Annotated in this window: 17 protein-coding genes and 1 tRNA gene; 5 read left to right on the forward strand and 13 right to left on the reverse strand. The window is 52.9% G+C overall.

The genetic code is table 11. From position 1 onward, the window contains the following. Positions 1 to 281 precede the first annotated feature (281 nt). The 3 genes from EFB08_RS00505 to EFB08_RS00515 form a co-directional block, all read right to left on the reverse strand. Positions 282 to 352, reverse strand: a tRNA-Cys gene (locus tag EFB08_RS00505). 245 nt (positions 353 to 597) lie between these two features. Beyond that, positions 598 to 1,965: a chromate efflux transporter gene (gene chrA, locus EFB08_RS00510; RefSeq protein ID WP_123124960.1), complete on the reverse strand. Its 1,368-nt coding sequence runs from the start codon at positions 1,963 to 1,965 to the stop codon at positions 598 to 600. Positions 1,966 to 2,023: 58 nt separating this feature from the next. Then, positions 2,024 to 2,887 carry a chromate resistance protein ChrB domain-containing protein gene (locus tag EFB08_RS00515; RefSeq protein ID WP_123124961.1) on the reverse strand — a complete coding sequence of 288 codons (864 nt, stop codon included), beginning with the start codon at positions 2,885 to 2,887 and terminating at the stop codon, positions 2,024 to 2,026. 386 nt (positions 2,888 to 3,273) lie between these two features. Here EFB08_RS00515 and EFB08_RS00525 point away from each other — a divergent pair, with 386 nt between their 5' ends. Both EFB08_RS00525 and EFB08_RS00530 read left to right on the forward strand, forming a co-directional pair. After that, positions 3,274 to 4,698, forward strand: coding sequence for an FAD/NAD(P)-binding protein (locus EFB08_RS00525; RefSeq protein WP_123124963.1), 1,425 nt, complete (start codon positions 3,274 to 3,276; stop codon positions 4,696 to 4,698). Between the two features lie 282 nt (positions 4,699 to 4,980). Further along, a complete protein-coding gene (locus tag EFB08_RS00530; protein ID WP_123124964.1) occupies positions 4,981 to 6,795 on the forward strand; it encodes a hypothetical protein in 1,815 nt (604 codons plus the stop codon). 330 nt (positions 6,796 to 7,125) lie between these two features. On the opposite strand, the gene EFB08_RS00535 is transcribed toward EFB08_RS00530, so the two are convergent. After that, positions 7,126 to 10,092 (reverse strand): FAD-binding and (Fe-S)-binding domain-containing protein, encoded by a 2,967-nt coding sequence (locus tag EFB08_RS00535; RefSeq protein ID WP_123125579.1) that lies wholly within the window; start codon positions 10,090 to 10,092, stop codon positions 7,126 to 7,128. Between the two features lie 211 nt (positions 10,093 to 10,303). After that, entirely contained in the window at positions 10,304 to 11,437 is a 1,134-nt protein-coding gene (locus tag EFB08_RS00540) for a class I SAM-dependent methyltransferase (protein ID WP_125077613.1), read from the reverse strand. A 324-nt stretch (positions 11,438 to 11,761) separates the two neighbouring features. On the opposite strand from EFB08_RS00540, the gene EFB08_RS00545 reads away from it, so the two are divergent. From EFB08_RS00545 to EFB08_RS00555, 3 genes are all read left to right on the forward strand, one after another. Beyond that, the gene (locus EFB08_RS00545; RefSeq protein WP_123125580.1) at positions 11,762 to 12,160 is read left to right on the forward strand and encodes a BlaI/MecI/CopY family transcriptional regulator; all 399 of its coding nucleotides are present in this window, start codon (positions 11,762 to 11,764) and stop codon (positions 12,158 to 12,160) included. 15 nt (positions 12,161 to 12,175) lie between these two features. Then, positions 12,176 to 14,059 carry a M56 family metallopeptidase gene (locus EFB08_RS00550; RefSeq protein ID WP_123124966.1) on the forward strand — a complete coding sequence of 628 codons (1,884 nt, stop codon included), beginning with the start codon at positions 12,176 to 12,178 and terminating at the stop codon, positions 14,057 to 14,059. 141 nt (positions 14,060 to 14,200) lie between these two features. Then, positions 14,201 to 16,672 (forward strand): outer membrane beta-barrel protein, encoded by a 2,472-nt coding sequence (locus EFB08_RS00555; RefSeq protein WP_123124967.1) that lies wholly within the window; start codon positions 14,201 to 14,203, stop codon positions 16,670 to 16,672. Between the two features lie 107 nt (positions 16,673 to 16,779). Here the strand turns inward: EFB08_RS00555 and EFB08_RS00560 are convergent, their stop codons facing one another. The 8 genes from EFB08_RS00560 to EFB08_RS00595 form a co-directional block, all read right to left on the reverse strand. Then, on the reverse strand, positions 16,780 to 17,832 hold the full coding sequence (locus EFB08_RS00560) for a Gfo/Idh/MocA family protein (RefSeq protein ID WP_394342935.1): 1,053 nt from the start codon (positions 17,830 to 17,832) through the stop codon (positions 16,780 to 16,782). 155 nt (positions 17,833 to 17,987) lie between these two features. Further along, a complete protein-coding gene (locus tag EFB08_RS00565) occupies positions 17,988 to 18,767 on the reverse strand; it encodes an L-fucose dehydrogenase (protein WP_123124969.1) in 780 nt (259 codons plus the stop codon). Positions 18,768 to 18,809: 42 nt separating this feature from the next. Next, on the reverse strand, positions 18,810 to 19,631 hold the full coding sequence (locus tag EFB08_RS00570) for an amidohydrolase family protein (RefSeq protein WP_123124970.1): 822 nt from the start codon (positions 19,629 to 19,631) through the stop codon (positions 18,810 to 18,812). Next, entirely contained in the window at positions 19,618 to 20,475 is an 858-nt protein-coding gene (locus EFB08_RS00575) for a fumarylacetoacetate hydrolase family protein (RefSeq protein ID WP_123124971.1), read from the reverse strand. Before EFB08_RS00575 ends, EFB08_RS00570 begins: the two co-directional genes overlap by 14 nt. A gap of 83 nt (positions 20,476 to 20,558) precedes the next feature. Continuing rightward, positions 20,559 to 21,323, reverse strand: a complete 765-nt coding sequence (locus EFB08_RS00580; RefSeq protein WP_123124972.1) for an SDR family NAD(P)-dependent oxidoreductase — start codon at positions 21,321 to 21,323, stop codon at positions 20,559 to 20,561. 125 nt (positions 21,324 to 21,448) lie between these two features. Then, a complete protein-coding gene (locus EFB08_RS00585; RefSeq protein WP_123124973.1) occupies positions 21,449 to 23,869 on the reverse strand; it encodes a TonB-dependent receptor in 2,421 nt (806 codons plus the stop codon). A 223-nt stretch (positions 23,870 to 24,092) separates the two neighbouring features. Further along, complete coding sequence (locus tag EFB08_RS00590) at positions 24,093 to 25,379, reverse strand: MFS transporter (protein ID WP_123124974.1); 1,287 nt, start codon at positions 25,377 to 25,379, stop codon at positions 24,093 to 24,095. 182 nt (positions 25,380 to 25,561) lie between these two features. Beyond that, the gene (locus EFB08_RS00595) at positions 25,562 to 26,617 is read right to left on the reverse strand and encodes a sugar phosphate isomerase/epimerase family protein (RefSeq protein ID WP_123124975.1); all 1,056 of its coding nucleotides are present in this window, start codon (positions 26,615 to 26,617) and stop codon (positions 25,562 to 25,564) included. Position 26,618 lies beyond the last annotated feature (1 nt).

Here is a 26,618-nt window from a genome sequence, read left to right on the forward strand (position 1 = left end):
CTTGTCTGAGATTCAAGGGGCGGAACTCCCGCCAACCGGCCTTCACGTCATCTTCAAGAGTTGTAAAAACTCTGCTACTTAGCGTCCGATGAAAAGGAAGGCTTCTGAAAGAACCGGCAGAAAGAGCAGATACAAGCCCTTACCCTTTTTCTGCCTTCCGCCGGTTCAAGCCCAGGTCACCGTAGTTTATGGGGTACTTTCAAAAACTAGCCTTAAAACAACCCTCCCCTACTCTTGGCCCTACTCCTTGCCGGAGGATCATCATTTTCCTTTTCATCTTGCGGTCACGGGCGGATTCGAACCGCCGTAAAAGACTTTGCTGGTCTTTGCTTTGCCTCTCAGCCACACGACCTAATTCTTCTATTCCTGCTTCCTTCAGCATGCCCTGGAAGAAGCACTGCCTTTCTTTTTAGCAAACCTTTCCGGGAACAGAAGCTACATAGATACTCTTAATCCCTATAGAACTAGTAGACAAATAGAAGATTTTAGATCGAGACAGCCAAATATTTACCTCTAAATTTTGATTATTTTTTTACTAATCCCTGATTTCCAGGCATTTTCACATCCACAAAGGCTTCCTGTTTTCAATTCCTTATCCTAAAAGGTGGCTGAAAACAGGAGATAATGCGCTAATCCAGCCATGGCACTGATGCCAATCCAGAGCATCATGCCCACTTTGAATCGGTACATGGCCAGAAAGGAAATCACCATCCACACCAAGGCAAAGTAATCTAAACGGCTAAGGGAAAGCCCCTCGGGGAAGAGTACCGCAACTCCAAAGTAGACGGTCAGATTCAGCACCACCCCTACTACGGCGGCGGTCACTACGCCCAGAATGGATTTGACGGCCGCATTGCCACGGGTGCGTTCAATAAGGGGCGCTCCGGCCAGAATAAAGAAAAAGCAGGGCAAAAAAGTGTAGAAGGTGGTGGTAAACAGACCCAGCGCCCCCATGGCCAGCGACCCGCCGTAATGGTTGAACCCCGCCATAAATCCTACAAACGTCAGTACCATGATGAGCGGACCAGGCGTGGTCTCGCCCAAGGCCAGTCCGTCTATCATCTGATAGCGTGAAAGCCACTCGAATTTCTCCACCGCCACCTGGGCTACGTATGGCAGCACCGCGTAGGCTCCGCCAAACGTCACCAGGGCGGCTTTGGTGAAAAAGGCCACCAGATGGCTCCAGAAGGGAAACTCGCGGGTGAATAGGTAGAACAGCCCAAGCGGCACCACCCATAGCAATAAGGTTACACCCAACCGGAGCAGGCTTTTCCCCCAGGTGACCCCAGCGCCCACTACTTCACTGCCCGCATGCAGGTAATAGCTTTCTTCGTCTTCGGCCTGTTTTTGGGTGGCTTCTTTTTCCTGGAACAGGTTTGGGGTTAGTTTTCGCAAAACGATCGCTAAAACGATGGTGGCCAGAATAATCAGCGGAAAAGGTATCTTCAGAAAGAAAATGGCCACGAAACTGAGCACCGCCAGCAGGTAATGGAACCAAGTTTTCAGCGATTTGCCCGCAATCTTCAGAAGGGCCAGAGCCACAATGGCTACCACCGCCGGTTTAAGGCCGTAAAACAGCGCTGCTACCCACGGAATGGTTCCGTAGCTCACGTACACAGAGCTCAAGCCCAGCAAAATGAACACAGAGGGCAGCACGAAGAAAATACCCGCCACTAAGCCGCCACGCACCCCGTGCATAAGCCAACCCAGGTACGTGGCCAATTGCTGGGCCTCGGGACCGGGCAACAGCATGCAGTAGTTAAGCGCGTGCAGAAACCGGGAATCTGAGACCCAGCGTTTCTGCTCCACAATAAAGGTATGCATGATCCCGATTTGGCCCGCGGGCCCGCCGAAACTGATGAAACCCAGCTTCAGCCAGAATAGAAACGCTTCCCGGAAGGAAGGTTTCTCTGGCGCGGTTAGTCTTGTTTTCTGCGGAGGTGTGGCTAGCATCTTTGTTTCCATAGTAATCCAGGTTTCAGCACAAGGATAAGGAACCTTGTATACGCAGGCTAGAACAGAGTTAACCTTTGGAACCTGGTTTACCTTTCCGTAAATTTTTCTGGTATTCCGAAGGGCTCTGGCCCATGTGCTGCCGGAAAATGCGGGTAAAATGGCTTTGGTCCGAGAAACCCGTGAGGTAAGCGACCTCGGCCAGGGTGTAGCCCGAGGTATGCAGCAGATTCAGGGCTTTCTCAATGCGCAGTTTCCGGATGTACTCCCCAAACGACAGATTATCGAAGTATTTGGAAAACGCCCGCGAAACGTAGGTGGGGTGCACATCCAGCGCCTCAGAGATTTCCTTCAGGTTCAAACTGAGGTTGGTGTCTATCTGGTCCTGGATGATCTCCTTCAGGTGCTGTGCCCAGGTGGGTACCTTCTGCGCCGATTCCTTTTTCTCTTGGAGGTAATTGGTATAGATCTCCAGGAAAAGCTGCTCGGTAGGGTGCGTGGTGTGTTTTTGCTTCTGCAGGTGCTTGGCCCAACTGTACAACCCGTCATACAGCACCATGGCCTTGTCCAGCAATTCGTGGTCATCGGTGATGTTGAAGGCCATGCCGTGCGAAATGGCCCACAGCCCCGCCGACTGGGCCGCCAGGGAATGGTCATCGGTATCTGCGCCGCGCACAATCATTGCCATGGTCTGCAGCGCCGGGTCCTGTAGATCGAATTTCTTCAGGAAGTAGTCAAAGGTGCAATGGTCCTGGTAATGCGAGTATTCTACCCCCGGAATATCGAACGGAACGGCATCCAGTTCCTTGGCTTTGTCCAGCACCTGGCGCTCGGGCACGTAGATGATTTCCGCAGTAGCGTCAATGAACCGACGAATAAGCCAGGGACAGGCCAGTCGGTCAATCTTTGGGCGCTCACGGGTAATCCATCTCATGGAACTCTGGTTTTAAAAAAGTGACCTTCCACAAAGGAACGATCTTTTCATAAAGGTAAGGGTTCCCGCCTTCGTTTAGGAGCTTGTTTTCTGAAAAGGGGCTTAAAAGGGGTTTTCAGGATGATCTGTAAAAAACGGCCCTAAAACAGGACGCGGGAAAGGAAAAGCCAGTTTACCCGATGCCATGTGGTGGATTTTCACTTGGGGACCCTTTTTATTGCCAGACCCGATCTGAAAAAGTTGAAGGGGAAGCGCAAAATTACTAACCGCCCGAACAAGCGTCCGTATAGGTACAAATTCGTTGCCTACCTGCACTTTACCGCAGTTTTCCGGGGTGGAGTCTTCCTTGAACCGTTCTTTTTCTACGATACTCGAAACAAGTGACCATGGAGCATACACGCATTGCCATTATTGGGGGCGGTCTAAGCGGAACCCTGACGGCTATCAATTTACTGAAGGTGGCCCGGAAGAAAACCACGATCTACCTCCTGGAGAAAGAGGCCGGTAAAATGCACCGCGGGGTGGCCTATAGCAGCAGACTGCCTTTTCAGCCCCTGAACGTGCCCGCCTACCGCATGAGCCTTTTCCCAGATCAGCCCCATGATTTCGTAGATTGGCTCAGTGAGAACCAGCACCTTTATCCTACCGCCCTGCCCCAGCCCGTCTCACCAGATGACTTTATCCCCCGGCACATCTTCGGGGATTACGTTACTTCCTGGCTTTTTCGGGCGGAGGCTGGTGCCTCCCAGAACGTGCGGTTGGTGCGGTTTCAAAAAGAGGTGGTGGCCCTAAACCAAAGATCCGGCACTAACGACTTTCTGCTGGAACTGGAAGACGGATCACAACTGGAAGCGCAGAGGGTGGTCTTGGCCTTGGGGAACCTTGCCCCCACCAATGTGCCCATCTCAAACAAAGCCTTTTACCAAAGCAAGCACTATCAGACTACCCCGTGGTCTGCCGAGGTGCTGGAGAAATTACCGCAGGAAGCCTCCCTTCTCCTCATCGGATCCAGCCTCACCATGGTTGACTTGGTAGGCAGCCTGATCGCCAAAGGCCATAAAGGATGCATTTACGTGGTCTCCCGCCATGGAATGGTCCCGAGGGCGTACCAACTGGGAGCCAAACCTTACCCGGTGCAATTGGCCCAGTTCCAGAACGATCTTAGCCCGCTGGAAGTGTTGCGTGCTGTGAGAAAGGAAATTAAAAAAGCAACTGCTGAAGGCTATACCTGGCACAGTGTGTTGGATGCTCTGCGCGATTCGGTTCCCGTCCTGTGGGGGAATTTCTCCCTCAAAGAGAAAAAGCAGTTTTTACGGCATGTTCGCCCGTACTGGGAAGTGCACCGCCACCGCATGCCCCAGACATCGGCGGAATTACTTGAAAAATTAGAGCAAAAAGGTCAGTTGAAAATTATAGCCGCCTCCTTGCTGGACATTCACCTGGAAAACAACCGGGCCCAAGTCCAGCTCAAAGAAAGAAGGAGCCACACAAGGCATCATCTGGAGGTTGACCTGGTGATTAACTGTACCGGTCCCTTGTGCGATTACGCTAAAAGCCAGGAGCCGCTGGTGAAAAATCTGCTGGCCCAAAGCCTTATCTGCCCTGACGAACTTCGGTTAGGCCTTTCCGCTGCCCCAGACGGCAACCTCCTTACCCCTGATGGTGTACCCGTCGAAAATCTGTACACCCTGGGCCCTCCGCTTAAGAGCGAATTCTATGAATCTACTGCCCTGCGGGAAATCAGGCAACAGGCTGCGGCTCTGGCCGGTCTGCTCCTTTTTGGCGAAACCATGCTGGCTGCCGCTTTGTAAACGGCGAGTTCCTTTTTAGAAAACAGCCTGTTTTCTTCTTTTGAAAGGGAAACACAGGCCGTTTCGTTTTAAGCTTTTGAGGTGTTGGCAACGTTTCTTGAAAATCAGCTCTAAAACGCCTGCTTGCCCCTCCTTCTGAATTGCCGCTTATATACAATTTCGGCTATATAACAATGACCAGCATCATCCCCAGAAGTGGCGCTGCTCATCCAAACGAAGTCGGCCGCCCCGCTACCTTGTGCCAGCTTCCATTCGGGAGAGATTCACCTTTTTTCGAATACCATGTCTTTCACCTCTCTGCACACCTTCCACATCCCGGTCATGGGATTGGCCTTTTCCATTGATTCACCGCTGAAAGTTGCCCGTTACGGGATTTCCTCCGTCCTGTCGCTCGCCGATGACAAACTTCTGGAGGAGATGCGGCTGTATTATGCCTCGTTGTACCAGAAACCTTACACCCCAATTTCGGAAAAGCAGGAAGATTACCGGGCCCGGCGCGTGACGGCGTACCTGAACCTGGTGGACGAGCTGGTGAAAGAACAACTGGAAAAAGTCCGTGGGGAAGAGTTTCAGCCCGGCACTCAACTGACTAAATACTTCGAGCTGCTGCCCGATGCCTCTCCCCTGCGGATGTTGTACCACCAGATGCTGCAAACGCAGGATGCGTTGTACCGCCGGTTTTTGCAGGGTCAGTTGCGCGAAGCAGTGGTGCCCGGCAGCATTGACGTGAACATCATGACCAAGCTGGATAAAACCAATTATGCCGAAGACGGGTCCCCGCTTCCTGCTGAGTTCTCTGATGCGCTGGCGGCCCTGCGCGGCTTTGCCAGAAGCTCGGTAAGGTCTTCCATGGTGTTCTCGGCGGGCATGAACCCAAGGCTGTTCAGTTACCTGGAGCAGTTCCCTTGTTTTCTGCCCAATACCCAAGGCGAATTTGAAAAGCAGATCATCATCAAGGTAAGCGATTATCGGTCGGCGGCGGTGCAGGGGAAGATTCTGGCTAAGAAAGGAATCTGGGTCTCGGAGTTCAGGGTTGAATCTGGGCTGAACTGCGGCGGACACGCCTTCGCCACCGATGGGCTATTGCTGGGTCCTATTCTGGAGGAGTTCAAAACCAACCGCCAGGCGCTGAAAGCCGAGCTCTGGGCCATGTGCCAACAAGCCTTAACGGCGAAAGGCCTAAAGTTACCAACCTCGGTTCCCGCGCAGCGCTTCACGGTACAGGGCGGCATTGGCACTGCCGAAGAACATAACTTCCTGCTGGAATACTACGGCTGCGACGCCACCGGATGGGGCACGCCGTTCCTGCTGGTTCCCGAAGCTACCTCCGTAGATGCCGATACCTTGACCAAACTATCAAAAGCCACAGCCGAGGATCTGTACCTAAGCCCCATCTCCCCGCTGGGCGTCCCGTTTAATGCCCTGCGCGGCACCACGAGCGAACAACTCACCCACATGCGCATTGAGAAAGGCAAAACCGGAAGCCCTTGCGTGAAAAAGCACCTGGTCTCCAGCACCGAGTTCACCGAGGAACCACTTTGCACCGCCTCCCGCAAATTCCAGCGCCGCAAACTGGAACAACTGCTCCAACAAGGCCTCAGTCCAGAAGCGTTGAAAGCCGAGAAAAACAAGATCCTGTCCAAAGAATGCCTCTGCGAAGGTCTGGCCAATACGGCCTCGCTGCTGTACAACCTCGGGAAGAAAACGGTGAGCAAACCGGTTGCCATCTGCCCCGGACCTAACCTGGCGTTCTTCTCGGGTATCTTCAAGCTGCAGGAAATGGTGGACCACATTTACGGCCGTTTTAACGCCCTGAACCAAACCTACCGGCCACACCTATTCATCAACGAACTCAACCTGTACATCGATTACTGGAAAAACAAGAAAGCCGAGCAACTTAACACCCTCACCGATAAACAGGCCAAGTACCTGCAGACCTTCTGGCAAAACCTGCAATCAGGAATTACTTATTACAAGCAGTTGCTTCCTACCCTGTTTACCCAAGAGGAACTGGAGAGAAAAGTGATCATGCTGGAAGAACTGTTGGAAGCTGAGGATCAGTTGTGGGAAGCCGCATTGGTACGGGCTAAAGCCTAATTTTCCTGATTTTTACTGATCGTTTCTTAGCTGTTTTCCGGAAAGCAGGCTTAAATCAAAAGGCTTTTTACCCCACCAAAAACATGGTTCACGTTTGCAAATTGGACCTACTATACCTGTAGTTTGCGATTACAAACCCTGATAGCCCCAGGATTTGCAATGATAAGTTTCGGTTACAAACTGAAGTCATAATGGGTCCAAGTTGCAAACTTGAATCTTGGGATAACAAAGAACCTGGAGCTGCTTTTTACCTATTTCCCTGAAAACAACCTAGAAACAGAAAAGCCTCTCCTACGGGAAAGGCTTTTCTGTTTCTATTTACTACAGTCACTACTTCTTCAACGCCTGCCACAGAATCTCAGCAGGATGCAGGGCTTTACGGGCAGTGCCGTCTTTGATCTGGTGGCGGCAACTGGTACCGGCTGCCGCAATGATTACCTCCGGGGCAGCGTTTCTAACGGCTGGGAACAGCACTAATTCGCCAATCTGCATGGAGACCCCATAATGCTCTTCCTCATATCCGAAGGAACCCGCCATGCCGCAGCAACCCGATGGAATCATCTCCACCTCGTAATGCTGGGGCAGGGACAGGATTTTCTGCGTAGGCGTAAGCACTTGCAGCGCTTTCTGGTAGCAGTGTCCGTGCAGTTTGATTTGTTTTTTCTCCTGGGTAAAAGCCGCCGGGGTAATGTTTCCGTTTTCCACCTCTTTTAGTAAAAACTCCTCTAAAAGGAATGAGTTGTCGGCGACTTGCCGGGCGGCAGGCACTAAGTCAGTAAGAACCAGATCTAGGTACTCATCGCGCAAAGTCAGGATGGCCGAGGGCTCAATGCCGATGATGGGCGTCCCGTTGGCCATGGCTTGGCTCAGCAGTTGCACATTTTTGATGGCGATCTCTTTAGCCTCGCGCACCAAGCCTTTAGACAAATAGGTACGGCCGCTTTCCAGGTGCTCTGGGATCTGCACGGAATAGCCCAACGCCGTCAATAACTTCACTGTGGTTTGCCCGATCTCAACGTCATTGTAGTTGGTGAATTCGTCGCAGAACAGGTAAACCGGTCTTCCGTTCTGGGTGCTTCCGGCATTCTCCTTCTGCCACTTCTTGAACCAGCTTCTCAGGGTGGTTTTACCCACTTCAGGCAACGAACGTTCCGGTGCGAAGCCCACGGTTTTCTTGATCAGCTTACTGGTCACGGGGTTGCTGATCATGAAGTTGTACACGCCCGGCACCACTGAGGCCAACTGCTGCATCTTGGTGAAGTTCCCGATCATGCGGGTGCGCAGCGGCACGCCGTTGGCATCATGGTAATGCTGCAGAAACTCGGCCTTCATCTTGGCTACGTCTACACTGGAGGGGCATTCGCTCTTACAGGCCTTACAGCTCAAACACAGGTCCATCACTTCCTTGATTTCCTTGTGGTCAAACTTGTTAAGCTTGTCTGAATTAGTAAGGAACTGGCGCAGGATGTTGGCCCGGGCACGGGTGGTATCTTTTTCCTGGCGGGTGGCCATGTAACTGGGACACATGGTACCGCCGCTCACGTGGGTTTTGCGGCAGTCGCCGGAGCCGGAGCATTTTTCGGCCATCCGGAGGATTCCTTCCTGCTGGGAGAAATCGAAGAGCGTTTCCACGGGGATCACCTGCTGGGCGGGTTTCTCTTCGTAGCGCAGGAACTCGTTCATGGGCGGAGTGTCCACAATCTTGCCTGCGTTAAAAATATGCTTCGGATCGAAGATGCTTTTCACTTCCTTCAGCAACTGGTACACCTCCTGGCCCAGGGCCTGCGGGATGAACTCGCCGCGCAGACGGCCGTCACCGTGCTCGCCGCTGAGGGAGCCATTGTATTTCTTGACCAGTTCAGTGGTTTCTGCTAAAACCTGCCGGAAGACCTGTTTTCCTTCGTTCGTTTTGAGGTTGATCATGGGCTCCACGTGCAACTCCCCGGCGCCGGCATGGGCGTAATACGAAGCCTGCAGATTATGTTTCTCCAGCACTTTCTGCAAATCAGTGATGTAAGCAGGCAAATCCTCCGGCGACACAGCGCAGTCTTCAATGAGGTTCACGGGTTGGGTGTCGCCGGGCAGGTTCCGGATCAATCCCAGGCCCGCCTTGCGCACGTCCCACACGGGTTTGGTGAGCGCGCCCCGTACTACGGGGTAGGCATAGCCCAGCCCGGCAGCTTTCAGGTCAGCGATAAGCGCCTCGGCTTTGTCAGTGATGATGTCTTGGGAATCGGCCATGAATTCCACCATCAGCAGCGCCGCGGGGTCGCCTTCAATGAAGAACCGGTTGGCGTCATAGGTGCGGTGTCCCTTGGTGAAATCCATGATGTACTTGTCCACCAGCTCAGAGGACATGGGTTGGTGCTTCAGGATGATGATGTTCGCCTCCAGGGCTTCCATCAGAGAGTTGAAATGCACGCACACCAAGCCCTCCTCCTTGGGAGGTAGCGGAATCAAGTTCAGCTTGGCTTCGGTGACAAAGGCCAGCGTGCCTTCAGAGCCCGCCAGCAGTTTGCAGAGGTCCAGCGTAGTTTGGCCTTCGGCTCCGGCGCCTTCGTCTACCAGGAAATCCAGCGCGTAACCGGTGTTGCGGCGGGTGAGGGTTTTCTTGGGATAATTCTGCTGGATAAGCGCGCGGTTTTCAGGGGCACTGATGAGCCCGTACATCTTCCGGTAGATCTCCCCTTCCAGGTTCTGCAGCGTGAGTTTCTGTTGCAGTTCCTGATGGGTGAGCGGCTTGAACTCGGCCTCTGAACCATCGCTCAGCAGCACTTTGGCCGAGAGCAAATGCGTACGGGTGTCGCCCCAAACAATGGAGTGCAGGCCGCAGGAGTTGTTCCCGATCATGCCACCCACCATAGCCCGACTGGCCGTGGATGTCTCAGGACCGAACAGCAGCCCGTGCGGACGCAGGGTGGCGTTTAAATCGTCACGGATGACGCCGGGCTGTACCCGCACCCACTGCTCGGCATCGTTTATTTCCAGAATCTGGGTGAAATATTTAGAGATGTCTACCACCAGCCCGTTTCCTACTACCTGACCCGCCAACGAGGTACCGGCCGCCCGCGGAATGAGCGTGATCTGGTGCTGGTTCGCGAAACGGATGAGGGCTTTCAGGTCTTCCTTCGTCTTGGGAATGGCCACCGCCACGGGTTTCTCCTGGTACACCGAGGCATCGGTGGCGTAGACCCGTCGCTGGGCTTCGTGCAGAGAGGAGCCTGCGTCGTAAAACAATTCACCGGTAAACGAAGCTTCCAGTTCAGCGAAGGCAGAGAATGAGGGGGCAGCGGTCATAAGCATGTAATTGGGGAACAAAGATAGGGCGGCGGAAAACGGATGTCCAGCAAATCTTGCTCGGCTTTAAATGGCTGGCTCCGGAAATTAAACTATTCAGAAATGAACGGGCCTATTTTATTTAAAACGGGGAACGTTTGAAGCATATTTTCCGGAAAACAGCTTAAAAACAGCCGCACATGAGCGGCAAAAAAACAACCGGTTTGCTATCTCAGGCCTTGAATTTGATGAGGCAACTATAGGAAAGCTTGTGCACCTGCTGGGCGGTTTTGGGGTTAAGCAGCAGAATCTTGCCTTGTTCCTTCAACTTTTCCATCACCGTCAGGTAGTTGGCCCGCGAATAGGGCGTTTCCACGTTGTGCTTCTCGTAGATTTTCTCCAGGCTCAGGCGGTTGTACGCAGACGCGTTCTGCAGCAGATCTTCCTGGAGTTTGTAGAGCGAGAACGGCAGGTACTGCGCGTACTCCGGTATCAGCAGCCGTAGGGGCTTCAGGTTGGCGGCCAGCAGAGGCACCCCGTCTTCCTGGTAATCACTGTAGTCCAGCAGGATTTCCTTCAGTTTGGTGCAGGTGGTTTCTGACCGGGAGGCAAAAACCAGGTACTGCTGCGGTTGCTCTTTGCCCGTGCCAAATTTGAAGGTCACGGTGCGAAATCCTTTTCCCCGGAGGACGTTTTCCAGCGTTTTCAAGGCAAACTCTTCCCGCTTCTGTGCCTGAGCTGTGCGCTCATAGAACTGCTGGAGCGCCGCCAGGTGGGTGCCGTACAGATGCTGCAGGGCCCCGGGGGCCGATGCGCTTTTCACCGAGGCTTTCAGTTTACTCCCTTCGAACAGCAGAAACACATCCGTTGCGTTGTTTTCCAAAGCTTGCCCCAGCATCTCCTGCGAGAATTTGTAGCCGAACGGATCAGTCACCAGCAAGGCCGGCAAGTTGGTTTGCAGTTTCTCCCGGATCTCTTTTTGGCTTTCCTGATCTTTTACCCAAACCGGGGGCGTTTCCAGCTCGGGGAAGAAAGGAAGCGCTTCGGTGGCCTGCAGGTGTGCAGCCAACGCGTTTTTGTTTGATTCTCCGAAAAACGACCGAAAAACAGCTTTCTGGTGAGGCCTGCTTCCTACGCCCGCGAAAATCTGCTTCAAAACTCTGTGCGAAGCATCGGGCAGTCCGCCTTCCAAGGACCCGGTGCCAACATTCAGGTCCAGGTAAAGGCACGCAGCCTCCGCAGCCTCCTTCTGACCTGCCACCGCTAACTCGCTCCAAACCGGAAAAAACCGGGAGAGTATCTCCGCTTTGATCTCTGACGCTTTTCTGGGCTGCTTGAAGAAATCCTTGGGTTCAGTTCCGGTCACCACTGCTGTTTGCTCAATTTATTTTCTACCTGAATAAGGGTCGGCCGTAAGATTCAGGTCACCTAAGAGGTTACAAATTTACCGTTGTTTTTGGTCTGATTTCAGGAAAACATGCTAAAAATATTCGCAATGACAAAAGCTTTGTCTTTCCGTAAGAAATCCGCTTTTAGGCTAATAGAGCTTCCATTGATTTAATACCTTAAAAGTCAATACATCATGAACTTTGAAGCGGATCATGAAAATACGGTTTCAGCCCCCGAAAAGATTTTTGCACAAAATCATGGTAAATATTTGTTCGTACGAAATTTTTCCTACCTTTATCGTATGAACGCGAAAGATCTATCTAAAAACAAGTTACCGGAACCCACCAAGTCCGAGCTGGAGATTCTGCAGGTGCTGTGGCAGCACGGCCCCTCCACGGTGCGTTTCGTGAATGATGAACTAAATCTGCAGCGGCCGGTGAACTACACCTCCACCCTCAAGCTCATGCAGATTATGGTAGACAAAGGCCTGCTGAACCGCGATGAGAGCAGCATGAAGCATATTTACCGGGTGGCCGAGGCGGAGGAAAAAACCAAAGATCACCTCCTGGACAAATTCATTGACACCATGTACAACGGTTCGGCGGGTAAGCTGGTCATGCAACTGCTGGGTAACCAAAAGACTTCCAGAGAAGAGTTGGAAGCCATTAAGGAGATGATCAAAAACATGCCGAAAGACTAATTCACCCATACGGATATGCCATTTCTGCTCGCTCAGCTTCTTTCCTCTGACTTCATACAGGCCCTCTGCTGGACCTTGGTGCACTCCTTATGGCAGGGCCTGGTGCTAGCCATTGCGGCGGGTCTGGTGGTGCAGTTGACGCGCAGATCGGCCCCGGCGCTACGGTACAATTTACTGGCGGGCTTGTTTGTGCTGTTTCTGGGGGCCAGCGGAGGCACGTTCTGGTATGAATGGGGACTGATTTCGCCCGCGGGCAATGGGTTTTCAGGGTCGCTGGAGGTATCGGTGTTGCCGGAGATTGGCGTTAATTCTTCCGGATTTCTGCGTTCGGGAAGCACGTCACTTTCCTTGACGCAGGCTTTCGCGGAGTTCTGCACGGCCCATGCCTCCACCATTGTGCTGGTCTGGTTTCTGGTGTTTGCGCTGAAAAGCCTGCAGATCCTGAGCGGAATGCATTACGTGGTTCGGCTGAGGAAAGAGCAAACCAGCCCCGTTTCTGCTTTCTGGCTCGCCCGCATCACGGAACTGAGCCGGAGGTTGCAGATTGGTTTGCCGGTATCATTGCTGGAGTCTGGCCTGGTGAAAGTGCCGGCGGTCATTGGGTTTCTAAAGCCCTTGGTGCTGGTGCCCACGGGCATGCTGGCGCAGTTGCCGCCCGAGCAGGTGGAGGCCATTCTGCTGCACGAACTGGCCCACATCCGCCGCCGCGATTACCTGGTGAACTTGCTGCAAACAATGGCTGAGGTGCTGTTCTTCTTCAATCCGGGATTGCTGTGGCTCTCTGCCCGACTGCGGCAGGAACGTGAGAATTGCTGCGATGACCTGGCCATTCAGGCGCTGCAAAGCAAAACGAATTTCCTGCAGGCGCTGGTCACGTTCCAGGAATACAACCTCTCGCAATTTGGCTTGGCCCCGGGCTTCGCCGATAAACGCACCTCCCTCACTGACCGCGTGAAACGGATCATCTACCAGGACAACGTGCCGCTGCAACGCTCCGAGAAAGTGTTTGTAGGCTTTTGCCTGGTGCTCGTTTCGGGGCTGCTTTTGGGATTTGCGCGCCAAAACACTTCGGTTCTTTCAGAGCAACTGCCCCAGCAGGCCTTGGAGATTCTGCTTCCCAGAAAAACATCAGGAAACAGCCCGATAGTACATGTCCCCCAGAAATCCCCCGTTTTGGTAAAACCACGCCAAAAACTGGCAGGCAAACCCGTCGCGCAGAAAACCCAACCAGTCCAGACTACACCCAAAGAACTGAATGTATCCGGGGCGGCCCATAAGTCCTCCGATGGGGTGATCCAGAGATACGACTTCGAGCGGAACGGCGTGGTGTATGAAATTGAGAGAGACAGCGTGGATATTCTTGCTTTGAAGATCAACGGTGAAAAGGTTAGTGCGCAGGAAGTGCAACGCTACAAAAACCTGATGCAGAACCTTCTACAGCAGTATGAGCAGGGCGCACTCAAGATTGTGGTGAACGGGATTGTGCCGGAGGTGGAAACGGAACCTACATACCTGATTCCGGTGGGTTTTATCAAAAACGGCACCATCACCACTACCCAAAACGGCACCGAGTATGTGGTGAAAGTGAAAAACCACAAAACGGTACAGTTCCTGATCAACGAAGAAATTGTAGCCGATCACCAGCTTCCCTCCCACACTTCTCTGATCCAGGCCTTGGTGAAGGAAGCCGAAGCCGACCGGGTATACGCGGAATTATCAGCCAAAGCCGCCGAGCAGTTGCGCTATCCCTCGGTCAGCCCAGACGCCGAGATGCTGCCCGGCTCTAAGTTTGAACCCCAGGAATACCATTACACCTACTTGCCCAAATCCAGAGCAAACCAATACCAGGCCCGCACCCAAACCTACCAGGAAAGAACCCAGCAACCACCTACCATCTAGTCGCCTCTTCCCTTCATTTTAGTTTTTGCAAGTCCCTTTCGCCCCCTGGATCAGGAGTGCAAGCCCTCGCTGTGCCTTAAAATTCCAGCCGATGGTGCAGGTTCCGCCCAAATCGCCAATCTTTTCTACCTGATAAAACCCATGAAAAAACTCTTTCTCCCCTTTCTTCTCCTGTTACTTTCTCCGTTGGCCTGGGCGCAGCAAACCGGAAAGATCACCGGGGCTGTCCAAGACCAAAGCAACAAACCTCTGGAGGCTGCCACCGTTTCTCTCCTGAAAGCGCAGGACAGCTCGCTGGTGAAAATCAGCATTACAGATGCCACGGGCAAGTTTGAGCTGGAGAACCTTACATTCAACAACTACCTGGTGGTGGTGAATGCCATGGGCTACAAACTTTACCAGAGCGCCCCCCTTACCCTGGATGCTGCTAATCAACAGCTCAGTTTGCCCACCATTACACTGGAGCAGAACGGTGGGCAGGTGCTGCAGGAAGTGACCGTGGCTAGCCAGAAGCTGTTTGTGGAACAGAAAATTGACCGCACCGTGGTGAACGTGGATGCGCTCCTTTCCAACGCCGGTACCAGCGCGCTGGAAGTGCTGGAGAAATCGCCGGGCGTGCTGGTGGGCGAAAACGGATCCATCAGTCTGAAAGGAAAAGCGGGCGTGGTGGTGTTCATTGATGACCGCCCCACGTATTTGGCCGGAACAGATCTGGAAAACTACCTCCGCTCCCTTCCCTCCGAAACGCTTGACAAGATTGAGATCATGACCAACCCACCGGCTAAGTACGAGTCGGCCGGCAATGCCGGGGTCATCAACATCAGAACGAAGAAATTGGCGGTGGAGGCGTTCAACGGCAACCTGAACCTGAGTTACGGCCGGGGCAAGATGGGCAAGACCAGCAACAGCCTCAACCTGAACTACCGCAAAAACAAACTGAATGTATTCGCTACTTTGTCGCAAACGGCCCAAAACAACTTCACTGACCTGAACATTGAGCGCCGGTACAAAACCGAGGGAAACCAACTGGAATCCATGTTCAGCCAGTACTCTTACCTGCTGCGCGGGTTTGAATCGTATTCTGCCAAAATAGGCCTTGATTTCTACGCCACTCCGTCCACCACGCTGGGGTTTGTGGTGAACGGCCTCACCCGTCCCTCCGACAACGACACAGACAATACCAGCCGCCTGCGGGATGCCAACGGACAGCTCACCTCCACTATCGTAGCCGACAACGTGAGCCAAAACGAATTCCAGAACGGAAGCGTGAACCTGAACCTTCGGCACGAGTTCGGGAAGACCGGCCGCTCACTGGCCGCCGACGTGGACTACTTGGTGTATAAAACCGATGCCGACCAACTCTACAAAAACTTCCTTTACGGGTCGGGCGGCGAGCTCACCGGGCAAGACCAATTAGACGGTTCTCTGCCTGCGCGCATTGACATCTACACCGCCAAATCTGATTACCGCCATCCATTGAAAAACGGGGTGAACGTAGAAATGGGCGCTAAGGCCAGCTACATCAAAACAGACAACAAAGCCGACTATCTCGCCACCGTGGGTGGTACCACCTCCCCTGATTTCAATTTGAGCAACCATTTCAAGTACCGCGAGAACATCAACGCCGGGTACCTAAACTTGAACAAAGACTTCAAACAGTGGGCGCTGCAGGCCGGGCTACGGCTGGAGAACACTGTTTCTAAGGGACACCAACTGGGCAACGCCGAGAAGAAAGACTCGTCCTTTTCTAGAAATTACACGCACCTGTTTCCCACGCTGTACCTGCAGTACAAATTGGATACTGCCGGGGCCAAGAGCGTCACTTTCTCGTACGGCAAACGCATTGACCGTCCGGTTTTCCAGGACCTGAACCCCTTCCTGTCGCCGCTGGACAAGCTCACTTACTACTCGGGGAATCCGTTCCTGCAGCCTACCATTTCTCATAACCTAGAGGTATCGTACACGCACAACCTGGTGACAGCCTCGGCGCGCTACAGCCGCTCCACCGATCTTATCAACGAGACAATTGAGATTGTAAAAGAGCGTGAAGACGATGGCCAGTTGGTGAACCGCTACTACAGCCGTCCTGGTAACCTCAGGTTGGGCGAATCCTTCGTGGTTTCCCTTAATGCCACGCACAATCCGGTGAAGTGGCTCCGGGCCAACCTATACGTCGAACTCAGTCACAATCGCTTCGACAGCAAATTGTATGACACCTATCTGAAAACCAGCGGCAATTTCTTCTATGCGTCGCTCAACAACCAGATCACCTTGAAGAAAGGCTGGAGCGCGGAGGTGAGCGGCCAGTACCGCACCGACCTCATCTACACTCAGTTCAAAGTAGGAGGCTATTGGCAGGCGAATGCTGGCGTACAGAAACGCTTCATGCAGGAAAAAGCCACCCTGCGCCTGAACGTCGCCGATATTTTCTACACCAGAATCACCAACGGAGTCATCAACAACCTCGTCAACACCGAGGCCTGGTGGCGTAACGCCGGCGATTCACGGGTGGTCACCCTCTCGTTTTCGTACCGTTTCGGGAAAACGGCCCAGAATCAGCGTCAACGCGAAACCGGCGGTTCTGAAAGCGAACAGAACCGGGTGAGGAATTAACCCGGTTTCCAGGTGATTGAAAATGCCCAAGATCCGGAAGTGGTCTTGGGCATTTTACTTTGGATTTAGGTCCCACAGGAAAACGGAGGCAGATAACGTTTTAGGCCTTATTTGAGGAAAACGGTCTTATTTGACTTCGCCGATTCTTTGGCGGCCTCCAGAATTTCCACCACCTTCACGTTGAGGGGCAGACCGTACAGATCATTTTGGTCCAAGGTCAGTTTACCGGTTACCACCGAGGCCAGCACCGAGAAAGGATCCAGAAAGGGCTCCGGCCGAGGGTCCAATTTCAAAGATTCTTCGGGTGAACTATCATTTAGCCGCTGCCGCACGGTAGTGGCATCTACCGCGACGGCGTACCCTTTGGTACCGAACACCTCCATGTCTTTGCGCGGGAAGGTCCAGTTCCAGGAACCCTGGATGATGCACTGGGCTTTGGGGTACTGCAGAATGATAGAGGCTTCGTCGTCTACGTTTTTGTAGATTTCGGGCTTGTTCTGCCGGGTGACCGCCGTTACCGAGAGCGGCCGTTCGCCCTTCATGAGCCAGCTCATCAGGTTAGCGCCGTAGCAGCCGAAATCGGTCAGGGCTCCCGCCCCGTTCTTCACCGGATCCGTCAGGATTTCCAGGAATTCCGGGCTTACCCCTATTTCCTTGGGTCCCTGGTGCCCATCGTTTACCATCACTTTCCGGATTTCGCCCAGTTTTCCTTCGTTATACAGACCAGCTACGTGCTGGTTGCTGGCGTACCAGGAGGTTTCGAAGTTGGTGAGCACGTGAATGGCGTGCTTTTGGGCCAAGGCCTGGATTTCCTTTGCATCTGCCAGCGTGGTGGCGAGCGGTTTCTCTACCATCACGTGGATTTTCCGGGGGGCACACGCCCGCACCACGGATATGTGCTCGTTCGTGGCCCCAAACGCCGACACCGCCTGTGGTTTTACCTTGTCCAGCATTTTGGCAAGGTCATTATAAAAAAGTTTCGGGCTCAGCTTGTAGCGTTTGGTGTACCGCTCCACCAAAACCGGGTTCGGTTCGTAAATGCCCACCACCAGGATGTCCTGCTTGCCCGGCCGGTTAAAAACCCAGTCTACGTGCCCGTGGCTCAAACCCGCTATCGCCAACCGAATCGGTGACTGGGCAGAGGCTTGGGTTAAAGACATCAGACTTAAAAGAAAAAGGAGTAAAAACGTTTTCATAGCTTGAGAATTAGGAAAACCACCTAAGGGATGATTTAGCGTCAATTTCAGGAAAAAGGGGCCAAAACAGCACAGGTACTTTTCAGCTAAGACCCACTATTTTGCCTGCGAGTTCTTGTTTAAAGGGCCCGATCCAGGTGCACATAGCCGCCGTCTACGTGGATGATTTGTCCAGTGGTGTGGCTCGATTTCTCAGAGAGCAGAAAGGCCGCTGTTTGGGCGATTTCCTCCGGCGTGGTCATGCGTTGGCCGAGGGGAATTCTGGAAGTGATTTCCCTGAGCTTTTCCTCAGGATCAGGCAGGGTCTGAATCCAGCTTTCGTATTGCGGGGTCCAGCTCTCGGCCACGGCAATGGCGTTCACCCTGATGCCGTACTTAAGCAGTTCCACGGCCCACTCACGGGTAAGGGCATTGCGCCCGCCGTTAGCCGCCGCGTACGCCGATGTGTTGCCCTGCCCGGTCTCGGCCACTTTGGAGGTGATGTTCAGGATAGCGCCTTTTGATTCCTTCAGCGCTGGCAGGGCATGATGAGCGAGCAAATAGTAATGAACCAGATTCTTGTGGAGCGAAGCCACAAACGATTCATAGTCACCTTTCTCCAAGCCAACCCCATCGTTCACCCCGGCATTGTTTACCAAGCCATCTATTTTACCAAACTGACGAAGCACAGCGCTGATGGCTTGCTGGCATTCCTCGGGGTTGCTCAGTTCGGCTACCACCTGATACGCTTGTCCGCCCTGCTGCTCTATTTCCTGGAGGGCCCCCAGGTTATCGGACTCACTTCTTCCCAGAATCACCGGAATGGCTTTTTCCTGGGCGAGTACCGTAACAATTCCTTTGCCGATGCCCTTGGCTCCGCCTGAAACGATGAAGACTTTGCCTGCTAAAAGTAAATCCATAGGAGATGTTGAAATGGGCCAGCGCTTTCGTGGCGTTTAGGGTTAGAGTTGATAAAACCGCGTGGCGTTCCCTCCGAAGAATAGCGCCTGCTCGTCTGGACTGAATCCTGAGAAATAGTCTTCCACAATGCCCAGCACTTCCTCATAAGCACCTGCCACCAGGCACACCGGCCAATCAGAACCGAACATGATCCTTTTCGGGCCGAAGGTCTCCACCACGGCATCCAGGTAGGGCCTGAAATCAGCCTTTTTCCAGTTCCGCCAATCGGCTTCGGTGACCATCCCGGAGATTTTGCAGGATACGTTTTCGTGCCCGGCGAAGGCTTTGATCTGCTTTGCCCATTCTTCCCATTTACCGTCTTTGATAGTGGGCTTGGCCAGGTGATCGATCACAAAAGGCTGATCCGGGAAAGCGCTCACAAACTCCTTGGTGTACCCTAATTGATCAGGAAAAATTAAGATATCAAAGGTATAGCTGTAATCCCGCAATTGGGCAATGCCTCGCTTGAAAGCAGGTTGCAGCATCAAGGCCCGGTCTTGGGCACTCTGTAGAATATACCGGAAACCTTTAAGTTTCTTGTATTGCTTCAAGTACGCCAATTGCTCTCCTACCTGCTCGTCCTGGAACTCCACCCAGCCCACCACACCTTTCACGAAGTCATGCGCCGCGGCGATCTCCAGCAGGAAATCATTATCTTCCTTGGCCTGCACCAGCACGCACCCGGTAAATCCGTTCTTCTCTAGAATGGGCTGCAGATCCGGAGGCAGGAAATCACGCCTGATGGCTGCCATGTCCTCGGTGATCCAGGTGTCCCGCGCGGGATCGTACTGCCAGATATGCTGGTGGGCGTCAATCCTGGGCATAGGCTCTGACGGTCTGCCGCGAGGTGCCTAATCCCTCAATACCCAGTTCCACCACATCGCCGGGCTTCAGGTACACCTGCGGGTTCATGCCTAAGCCAACCCCAGCCGGAGTACCGGTGGAGATGAGATCACCAGGCAGAAGGGTCATGAACTGGCTGAGGTAAGAAACCAACACCGGAATGTTGAAGATCAGGTTAGAAGTGGAGCCGTCCTGCATGGTTTCGCCGTTCACGGTGAGCCACAGACGCAGGTTGTCTATATCGCCTAACTCATCTGGCGTAGCCAGGAAGGGACCTACCGGGGCGAAGGTATCGTTGCTTTTGCCTTTCACCCATTGGCCGCCGCGCTCCAACTGGAAGGCGCGCTCACTGTAGTCGTTGTGCAGCACGTAACCCGCCACGTAATCCAAGGCATCGGCCTCAAAGACATAGCTAGCTTTCTTGCCGATGACCACCCCCAGTTCCACCTCCCAGTCCAGCTTTTCGGCATTTTTAGGGATGACCACATCGTCGTTGGGGCCGCAGAGGGCCGTGGTGGCCTTGAAGAAAACGATGGGTTCTTTGGGAATGGCGGCGTTGGTTTCGCGGGCGTGGTCGGCGTAGTTCAACCCAATGCAGACAATCTTGGACGGACGCGCAATGGCCGATCCAAGGCGAACTCCTTCAGTTACCTGCGGCAGTTTTCCTTCGTTCTCCCGCACAAAGGCCTGTAATCGGGACAGGCCATCGTTCTGGAAGAAACCCTCGTTGTAATCTTCACCAAAGGCAGAAACGTCATAAGAGACATCGTTCAGGATAACTCCTGGTTTTTCCTGTCCGGGTTCTCCAAATCTGAATAACTTCATAAACTATGATCAAGTTAAGATGGGAAAGGGGTAAGTTCTATTTCGTTTAGGACCTGTTTTCCTGAAAACGGCTCTAAAACAGGTTAACTGTTCAGCCTGATGAAGCCGCCATCAATGGGATAGTCGCAGCCGGTAATGAACCCAGCTTCGTCTGAGCACAGGAACAGCGCCAATGCGGCTACTTCCTCAGGTTTGGCCATCCGGCCGATGGGCTGGGTTTTAGACAGCTTCTCGAACATCTCTGTTTCCTGGCCCGGGTAATTCTTGGAGATAAACCCATCTACGAAGGGCGTATGCACCCGCGCCGGCGATACGCTGTTACACCTGATGTTGTAAGGCAGATAATCCTTGGCCACCGATAAGGTCATGGCGTACATGGCTCCTTTGCTCATGGAGTAGGCAAACCGATCTGACAAACCTACGTGCGAAGCAATGGAGGCCATGTTCAGGATAACCCCGCCGCCCTGCTCCTTCATTTGGGCCACAGCGGCTTGAAGGCAATTGTAAGCACCTTTCACGTTTACCTGGTAGATTTTGTCCAAGTCTTCCTCAGTGGTGTTCTCCACGTTCCCGATGTGGGCGATGCCGGCGTTGTTCACCAGAATGTCTACCCGGGGAATGGCCTTGAAAACCGCTTTTACCTGCTCCTGGTCTCTTACATCACAGGCGTGGCTTTGGGCTGAACCTCCGGCGGCCTCAATCTCCGAGATGGTTTCCTGGGCATTTTCCGTCGATAGTTCCAGCACCTGCACCTGGGCTCCTTGTCGCGCGAAGACCAGAGAAATGGCTTTCCCAATGCCGCTTCCGCCACCGGTGACTACTACTGTTTTGCCCGTTAAATCAAACATAAGGTGTCTTTGTTATGAGAAGCATTCGTTTGTTTCGGGGCTGTTTTGCTTAAAACAGCCCCGAAACTGTGGAATCAGAAATTAGCGCATCCGCAGGTGCCTTTATTAATAATCTGCAGACTTGCTTAGAAGTTTGCCCGCAGAGAAACGCCGTACGTGGCAGGATTTCCTAAGCGAGTTGCCCCGAAGTTGTAAGCATAGTCAATGTAGGTTTCATCGGTGAGGTTTCTGCCCCACAGGAAAGCCTCGAACCGTTTGGTCTGTACGCCGGCCCGCGCGTTGAACACGCTGAATCCGTCTTGTGAAAGTTGGTTGGCCAGGTCAAAGTACTGCTTGCCCAGGTAGCGCCACTCGCCTCGCAGCACCAGCCTCAGGTTCTGAGAATTGCCCAGACTATGGCCATATTGCAAGGCCAGCATGGAGGTGATATTTGGGGTAAAAATCTGCTTGTTTCCGTTCAGGTTCACTTCCTCGCCGTCATTGGTGCCCGTTAAGCGGGTGTACTTGGCATCTGTGTAACCGAAGCTATAGCTGGTCTCCAGACCTTTCAACGGGGTGGCGTTCAGTTCCAATTCAACTCCTTTGCTCTCCAATTCGCCCACGTTGCGGGTGATGATGAGCGCCTCGGGCAAAACCAGGGTGGGCACCTGGGCATCGGTTACCTGGGTGTAGAACGCTGACACATTAGCCGTTACTCGGTTTTGCAGAAAAGCCGTTTTCAGCCCGATTTCATAATTGTTGCTGTATTCCGGGTCATAGGCGAATAAAGGCGGCTGCGACGGATCTGAGGAAAGCTGCGTGATGCCGCCCGTCCGGAAACCGCGGCTGTAGGATCCGTACAGATGCACGTCATCGGTGAGGTGGTATGCCAAACTGGCCTTGGGCGAGAAAGCCTTGAAACTAGCTTTTGAGGAGGTATCGGAACGCACGACCATGAGCTCATCGCCGTCAGGCTGAAACTCACCGCGGATGGTTTGTTTCCGGTGTTCGTAGTCATAGCGCAGACCGGCGGTAAATTCCAGGTTAGGAAGCACCCGGTACGTTCCCTGCCCAAAGAAAGCGGTTCCGTAATTCTGTCCTTCGTTGATGTTGATGCTGGTGAAAAAAGGAAAAGGAGCGCCCATCATTTCCGCGTCTTTCCCGAAGTGCGTACCCTGTTTCACCGGATTATCATGGAAGAACCCGTACGCGCCCGCAACCCATTGCAGTTTAGAAATGGAGGAAGCCGGTGAGGAGAACCTGATTTCCTGAGTCAACACCTTCACTTTGTTCCATTCTCCGCCCAAAAATTTTATCTCTTGGTTGAAGAACTTTAAATTCTTCCTTTCATTCCCATAGTCATTCACAATGGAAACCCCGTCAATTGGGGAAAAATCACCGTCCAAGGGTTGGTCATAAACGCGGTAATTTGATTGATAAGCCGTCTGGGAAGTGAAGTTGAAACCGCTTCCGGTATGGTTCACAATGAAGGAGCCATTGAAGGTGTTGTCAATCATTTTGCCCACGGCATTCTGGTTTACCTCAAACGGATGCGCCAAGGCTTCTTCCAGGCTGGAGGCCAGCGGGAAAGCGCCATGGTTTCGGTTCTGGCTGTGCTTGGCATTGAGCGTAAGGCTCCAGGAGGGGTTTACCAGGTATTTGAGGTAGTAATTACCCGCGAATACGCGCTGACGGTCAAAATCTGAGTTGTCATAGGTGTTGGTATAGAACCCGTCTTGTTTCCGAAACATACCAGATACTCCCAGAAACAGCTTGTCCTGCACCAAAGGAGCCCTGAATCCCAGGCTGTAGCGTTGCTGCCCGTAGTTTCCGAAGTCAAGGGAGGCAAAACCGCCCGGGGTGTTGCTTGGCTGTCTGGTAATGATGTTGATGACTCCGCCCATGGCGTTGCGGCCGTACAAAGTGCCCTGCGGGCCGCGCAGCACTTCAATGCGTTCTACATCCAGCAGTTCAGGCAGATAGGTGTCCAGGGTGAATTGGTTTACCCCGTCAATGTAAGTAGCCACCGCCGGGTCATACGACGTGGTGGCAATGCCCCTGATGGAGGTCAGGTTTCGGTTGTCGCCGGGATCAGAGGAATAAAGGTTGGGGATAATGGTGGAGATGTCGCGGGTGTTCCAGAGGCGGTACTCCTGCACCTGTTTGCTGGTGAGGGCGGTAATGCTGGCGGGCACCCGTTGCAGGTCTTCCTCTACTTTCTGGGAACTTACCACCACTTCGTCCAGGCGAGCCGCCGATTCAGTTAGTTGGAAGATTATATCGGTTTCATTCTGGGGTAGGCGCACGGTTTGGGTTGAGGTGGCGAACCCCACGGCGCTCACCTGCATTCTGTAATTCCCCGAGGGAACATTGTTGAAAAGGAACTGTCCCTGGGCATCGGTGACGGCGCTTTGGTTTGTATTCAATAACCTGACGTTAGCCCCGGGGATTCCTGCTGCATTTCGGTCCTGAACTTTCCCCCGCAGGGAACTCACCTGTTGGCTGTGCCCTAAGGAGATGGTGAAAACAAATAAAAGGATAAGGGAAAAAAGTACTTTACTTCTCATAAGCTATTTCTGAAAAAACTAAAAGGGTAGGTAAGTAAACGGAGAAGCAGCGCACGCCGGAATACCCTGCGTACGCTGCTATTTCTTAGGGAACCTACCGTCTGTTTCAGGCCCGATTTAAAGAAAACAGGCCCGAAATACATTCTGGATTTTAACACCTCTCCTGCCGTTTGGCCTTAAGAGGATTTGGAAGGTTGATACAAAATTGTTTAGACAGAGGGTACTACACCGCTGCATACCTGGAGTCTTGTACGTTTTTGTTTTTCCGGGAACGCATGTACAGGAACAATGCCCCGAAAGCGAAAGCCAGAATGATAGGAATAATCAAGGTGGCTTGCAGTACCTCTGGACCCGCCAGGTTTTTGGCGTTGTTCAGGGCATTGGCCATATCGGTACCCGGGGCGGCCTTGCCATATTCCTCCAGGTTTGCCCCGGCCGGTAAGCGCTCGGTCAAAATATTGTCGTAGAAACTTCCCATGAAAATGGTATAGATGGAAACCGCGAACATCCCGGCTCCGCCCATCAGGTTTAGACCTAAAGCACCAGACCTAGGGATATTTTCGGCCACAAATCCAATCATGGTTGGCCAGAAATAGGTTACCCCTAAACCAAAAATAATGGCGGCAAAAAAGATGGAGTTGCCAGTTAACGTACTTAACAGATAAAGGCCCAGCGCTGCTAATATAGCCGAGATGCACAACACCCCGGATGGACTCAACTTGTGCACCACTGGTTCGGCAAAGGCTCTACCCAAAACCTGTACACCTGCCGTAAGGGTAAGAATCAGCAGTGCGTTGTCGGTTACGTTTTTCAGGAGTAGGTCAATCCATTGGCCGGTGAAAAGCTCTGTGATGGCGGTCCCGAACATACAGATGAACATGAACAGAAACAGCGGCGACAATACGGCTTTGTACATGTCTGCAGTGGTGTAACCAGAAGCCACACGCTCGGTCACCGGGAAATCAAGTTTGGAGAATAGGAACCCATAAATCACCGTTGGGATCAGCATTACAGCCACCTGAATTTGCCAGCCAATACCCAAGTTGGTAAATAAGAATACAAGCAAGGTACCAATCACCGCCCCACCGGGGAACCACAAGTGGAAGTAGTTCAGACGAGTCGTTTTATTCTCGGGATATAGTGTAGCTACCAATGGGTTACAAGCCGCTTCTACCGTTCCGTTCGCTAAGCCAACGCACAAGGTGGAAATGAACAAGGTCCAGTAACCCTGCGCGAAAATGGTGAGCAGAATTCCAGTCAAGTGCAGGATAAAAGCCGCCACCAACAAACGTTTCATACCGATGGCATCCACCACAAACCCTCCTACCACAATGGCCAAAGGAAAACCCCAGAACGCCGTTGCGGTGATGGTACTCAACTCAGAGGCACTTAATTGAAACTCTACGCCAAGTCGGCTCAGAATCCCGGCCCTAATCCCGAAGGACAGGGACGTCACCAATAGGGCCAAACAGCTTGCCCAAAAGAGCTTTGAACGTTGGATATTTTGCATAAAACAGATTTTGTTAGAAGGTTTGCTTGTTTGTAAAAGGGTGCAATGAAGTAGGTTGATCTTTCCCGATGCCTCGGTAAGCAGCGTCTCCTAGAAAGCAGTATTCCCCGAAAGTAGCCTCTTTTCTATAAAAGAGCGGAAAACCACCAGAGGAAAACTGCTTTTTGGAAGACGACTGCTATCTAGGACAAGCCCAGAATCTGCTTGTTCAAGGCTTCGTTCACACCGGTAGCTGCGAAATCATCAAAGGCTTTTTCGGTTACTCTAATGATGTGGTCCTTGATGAAAATGGCCCCCTCGCGGGCACCGTCTTCGGGGTGCTTGATGGCACATTCCCATTCCATTACCGCCCAACCTTTGAAGTCGTACGCGGCTAGTTTGCTAAAAATGCCCTTAAAATCTACCTGACCGTCACCCAAAGAGCGGAAGCGTCCGGCGCGGTCAATCCAGCTCTGGTAACCGCCGTATACGCCCTGCTTTCCGGTTGGGTTGAACTCAGCGTCCTTCACATGGAACATCTTGATACGCTCATGGTAGTGGTCAATGTAGGCCAGGTAATCCAGGCACTGCAGCACGAAGTGCGAGGGGTCATACAGCAAGCAAGCCCGTGGGTGGTTGTTCACCTTTTCCAGGAACATCTCATAGGAAATGCCGTCGTGCAGGTCCTCGCCCGGATGGATCTCATAGCAAAGGTCTACGCCATTCTCGTCGTAGATATCCAGGATGGGTGTCCAACGCTTGGCAAGCTCGGTGAAACCAGCTTCTACCAAACCAGCGGGGCGTTGTGGCCACGGATAAACAGTATGCCATAGCAAAGCACCACTGAACGAGGCGCTCGCGTTGAGACCCAGGTTACGGGAGGCTTGCGCGGCGTAGGTTAGCTGCTGCACTGCCCACTCGGTGCGGGCTTTGGGGTTGTTGCGGTACGCTTCAGGCGCGAACCCGTCAAACAACTGGTCATAGGCCGGGTTTACGGCTACCAATTGCCCCTGTAAGTGTGTGGAAAGTTCGGTGATTTTCAGGCCGTGGCTTTCTACCATGCCTTTGATTTCTTCGGCGTAGGTTTTGCTTTCGGCGGCTTTCTGCAAATCAAAGTAGCTGGTGGCCCAGGTTGGAATCTGAACGCCTTCAAAGCCCAGGCTTTTGGCCCATTTACAGATGGATTCTAAATCGTTGAACGGGGGATTATCTCCTAGAAACTGCGCCAGGAAAATAGCGGGTCCTTGTATAGTAGTCATC

The organism is Rufibacter latericius (assembly GCF_003721515.1).
Taxonomy (GTDB): Bacteria; Bacteroidota; Bacteroidia; order Cytophagales; family Hymenobacteraceae; genus Nibribacter; species Nibribacter latericius.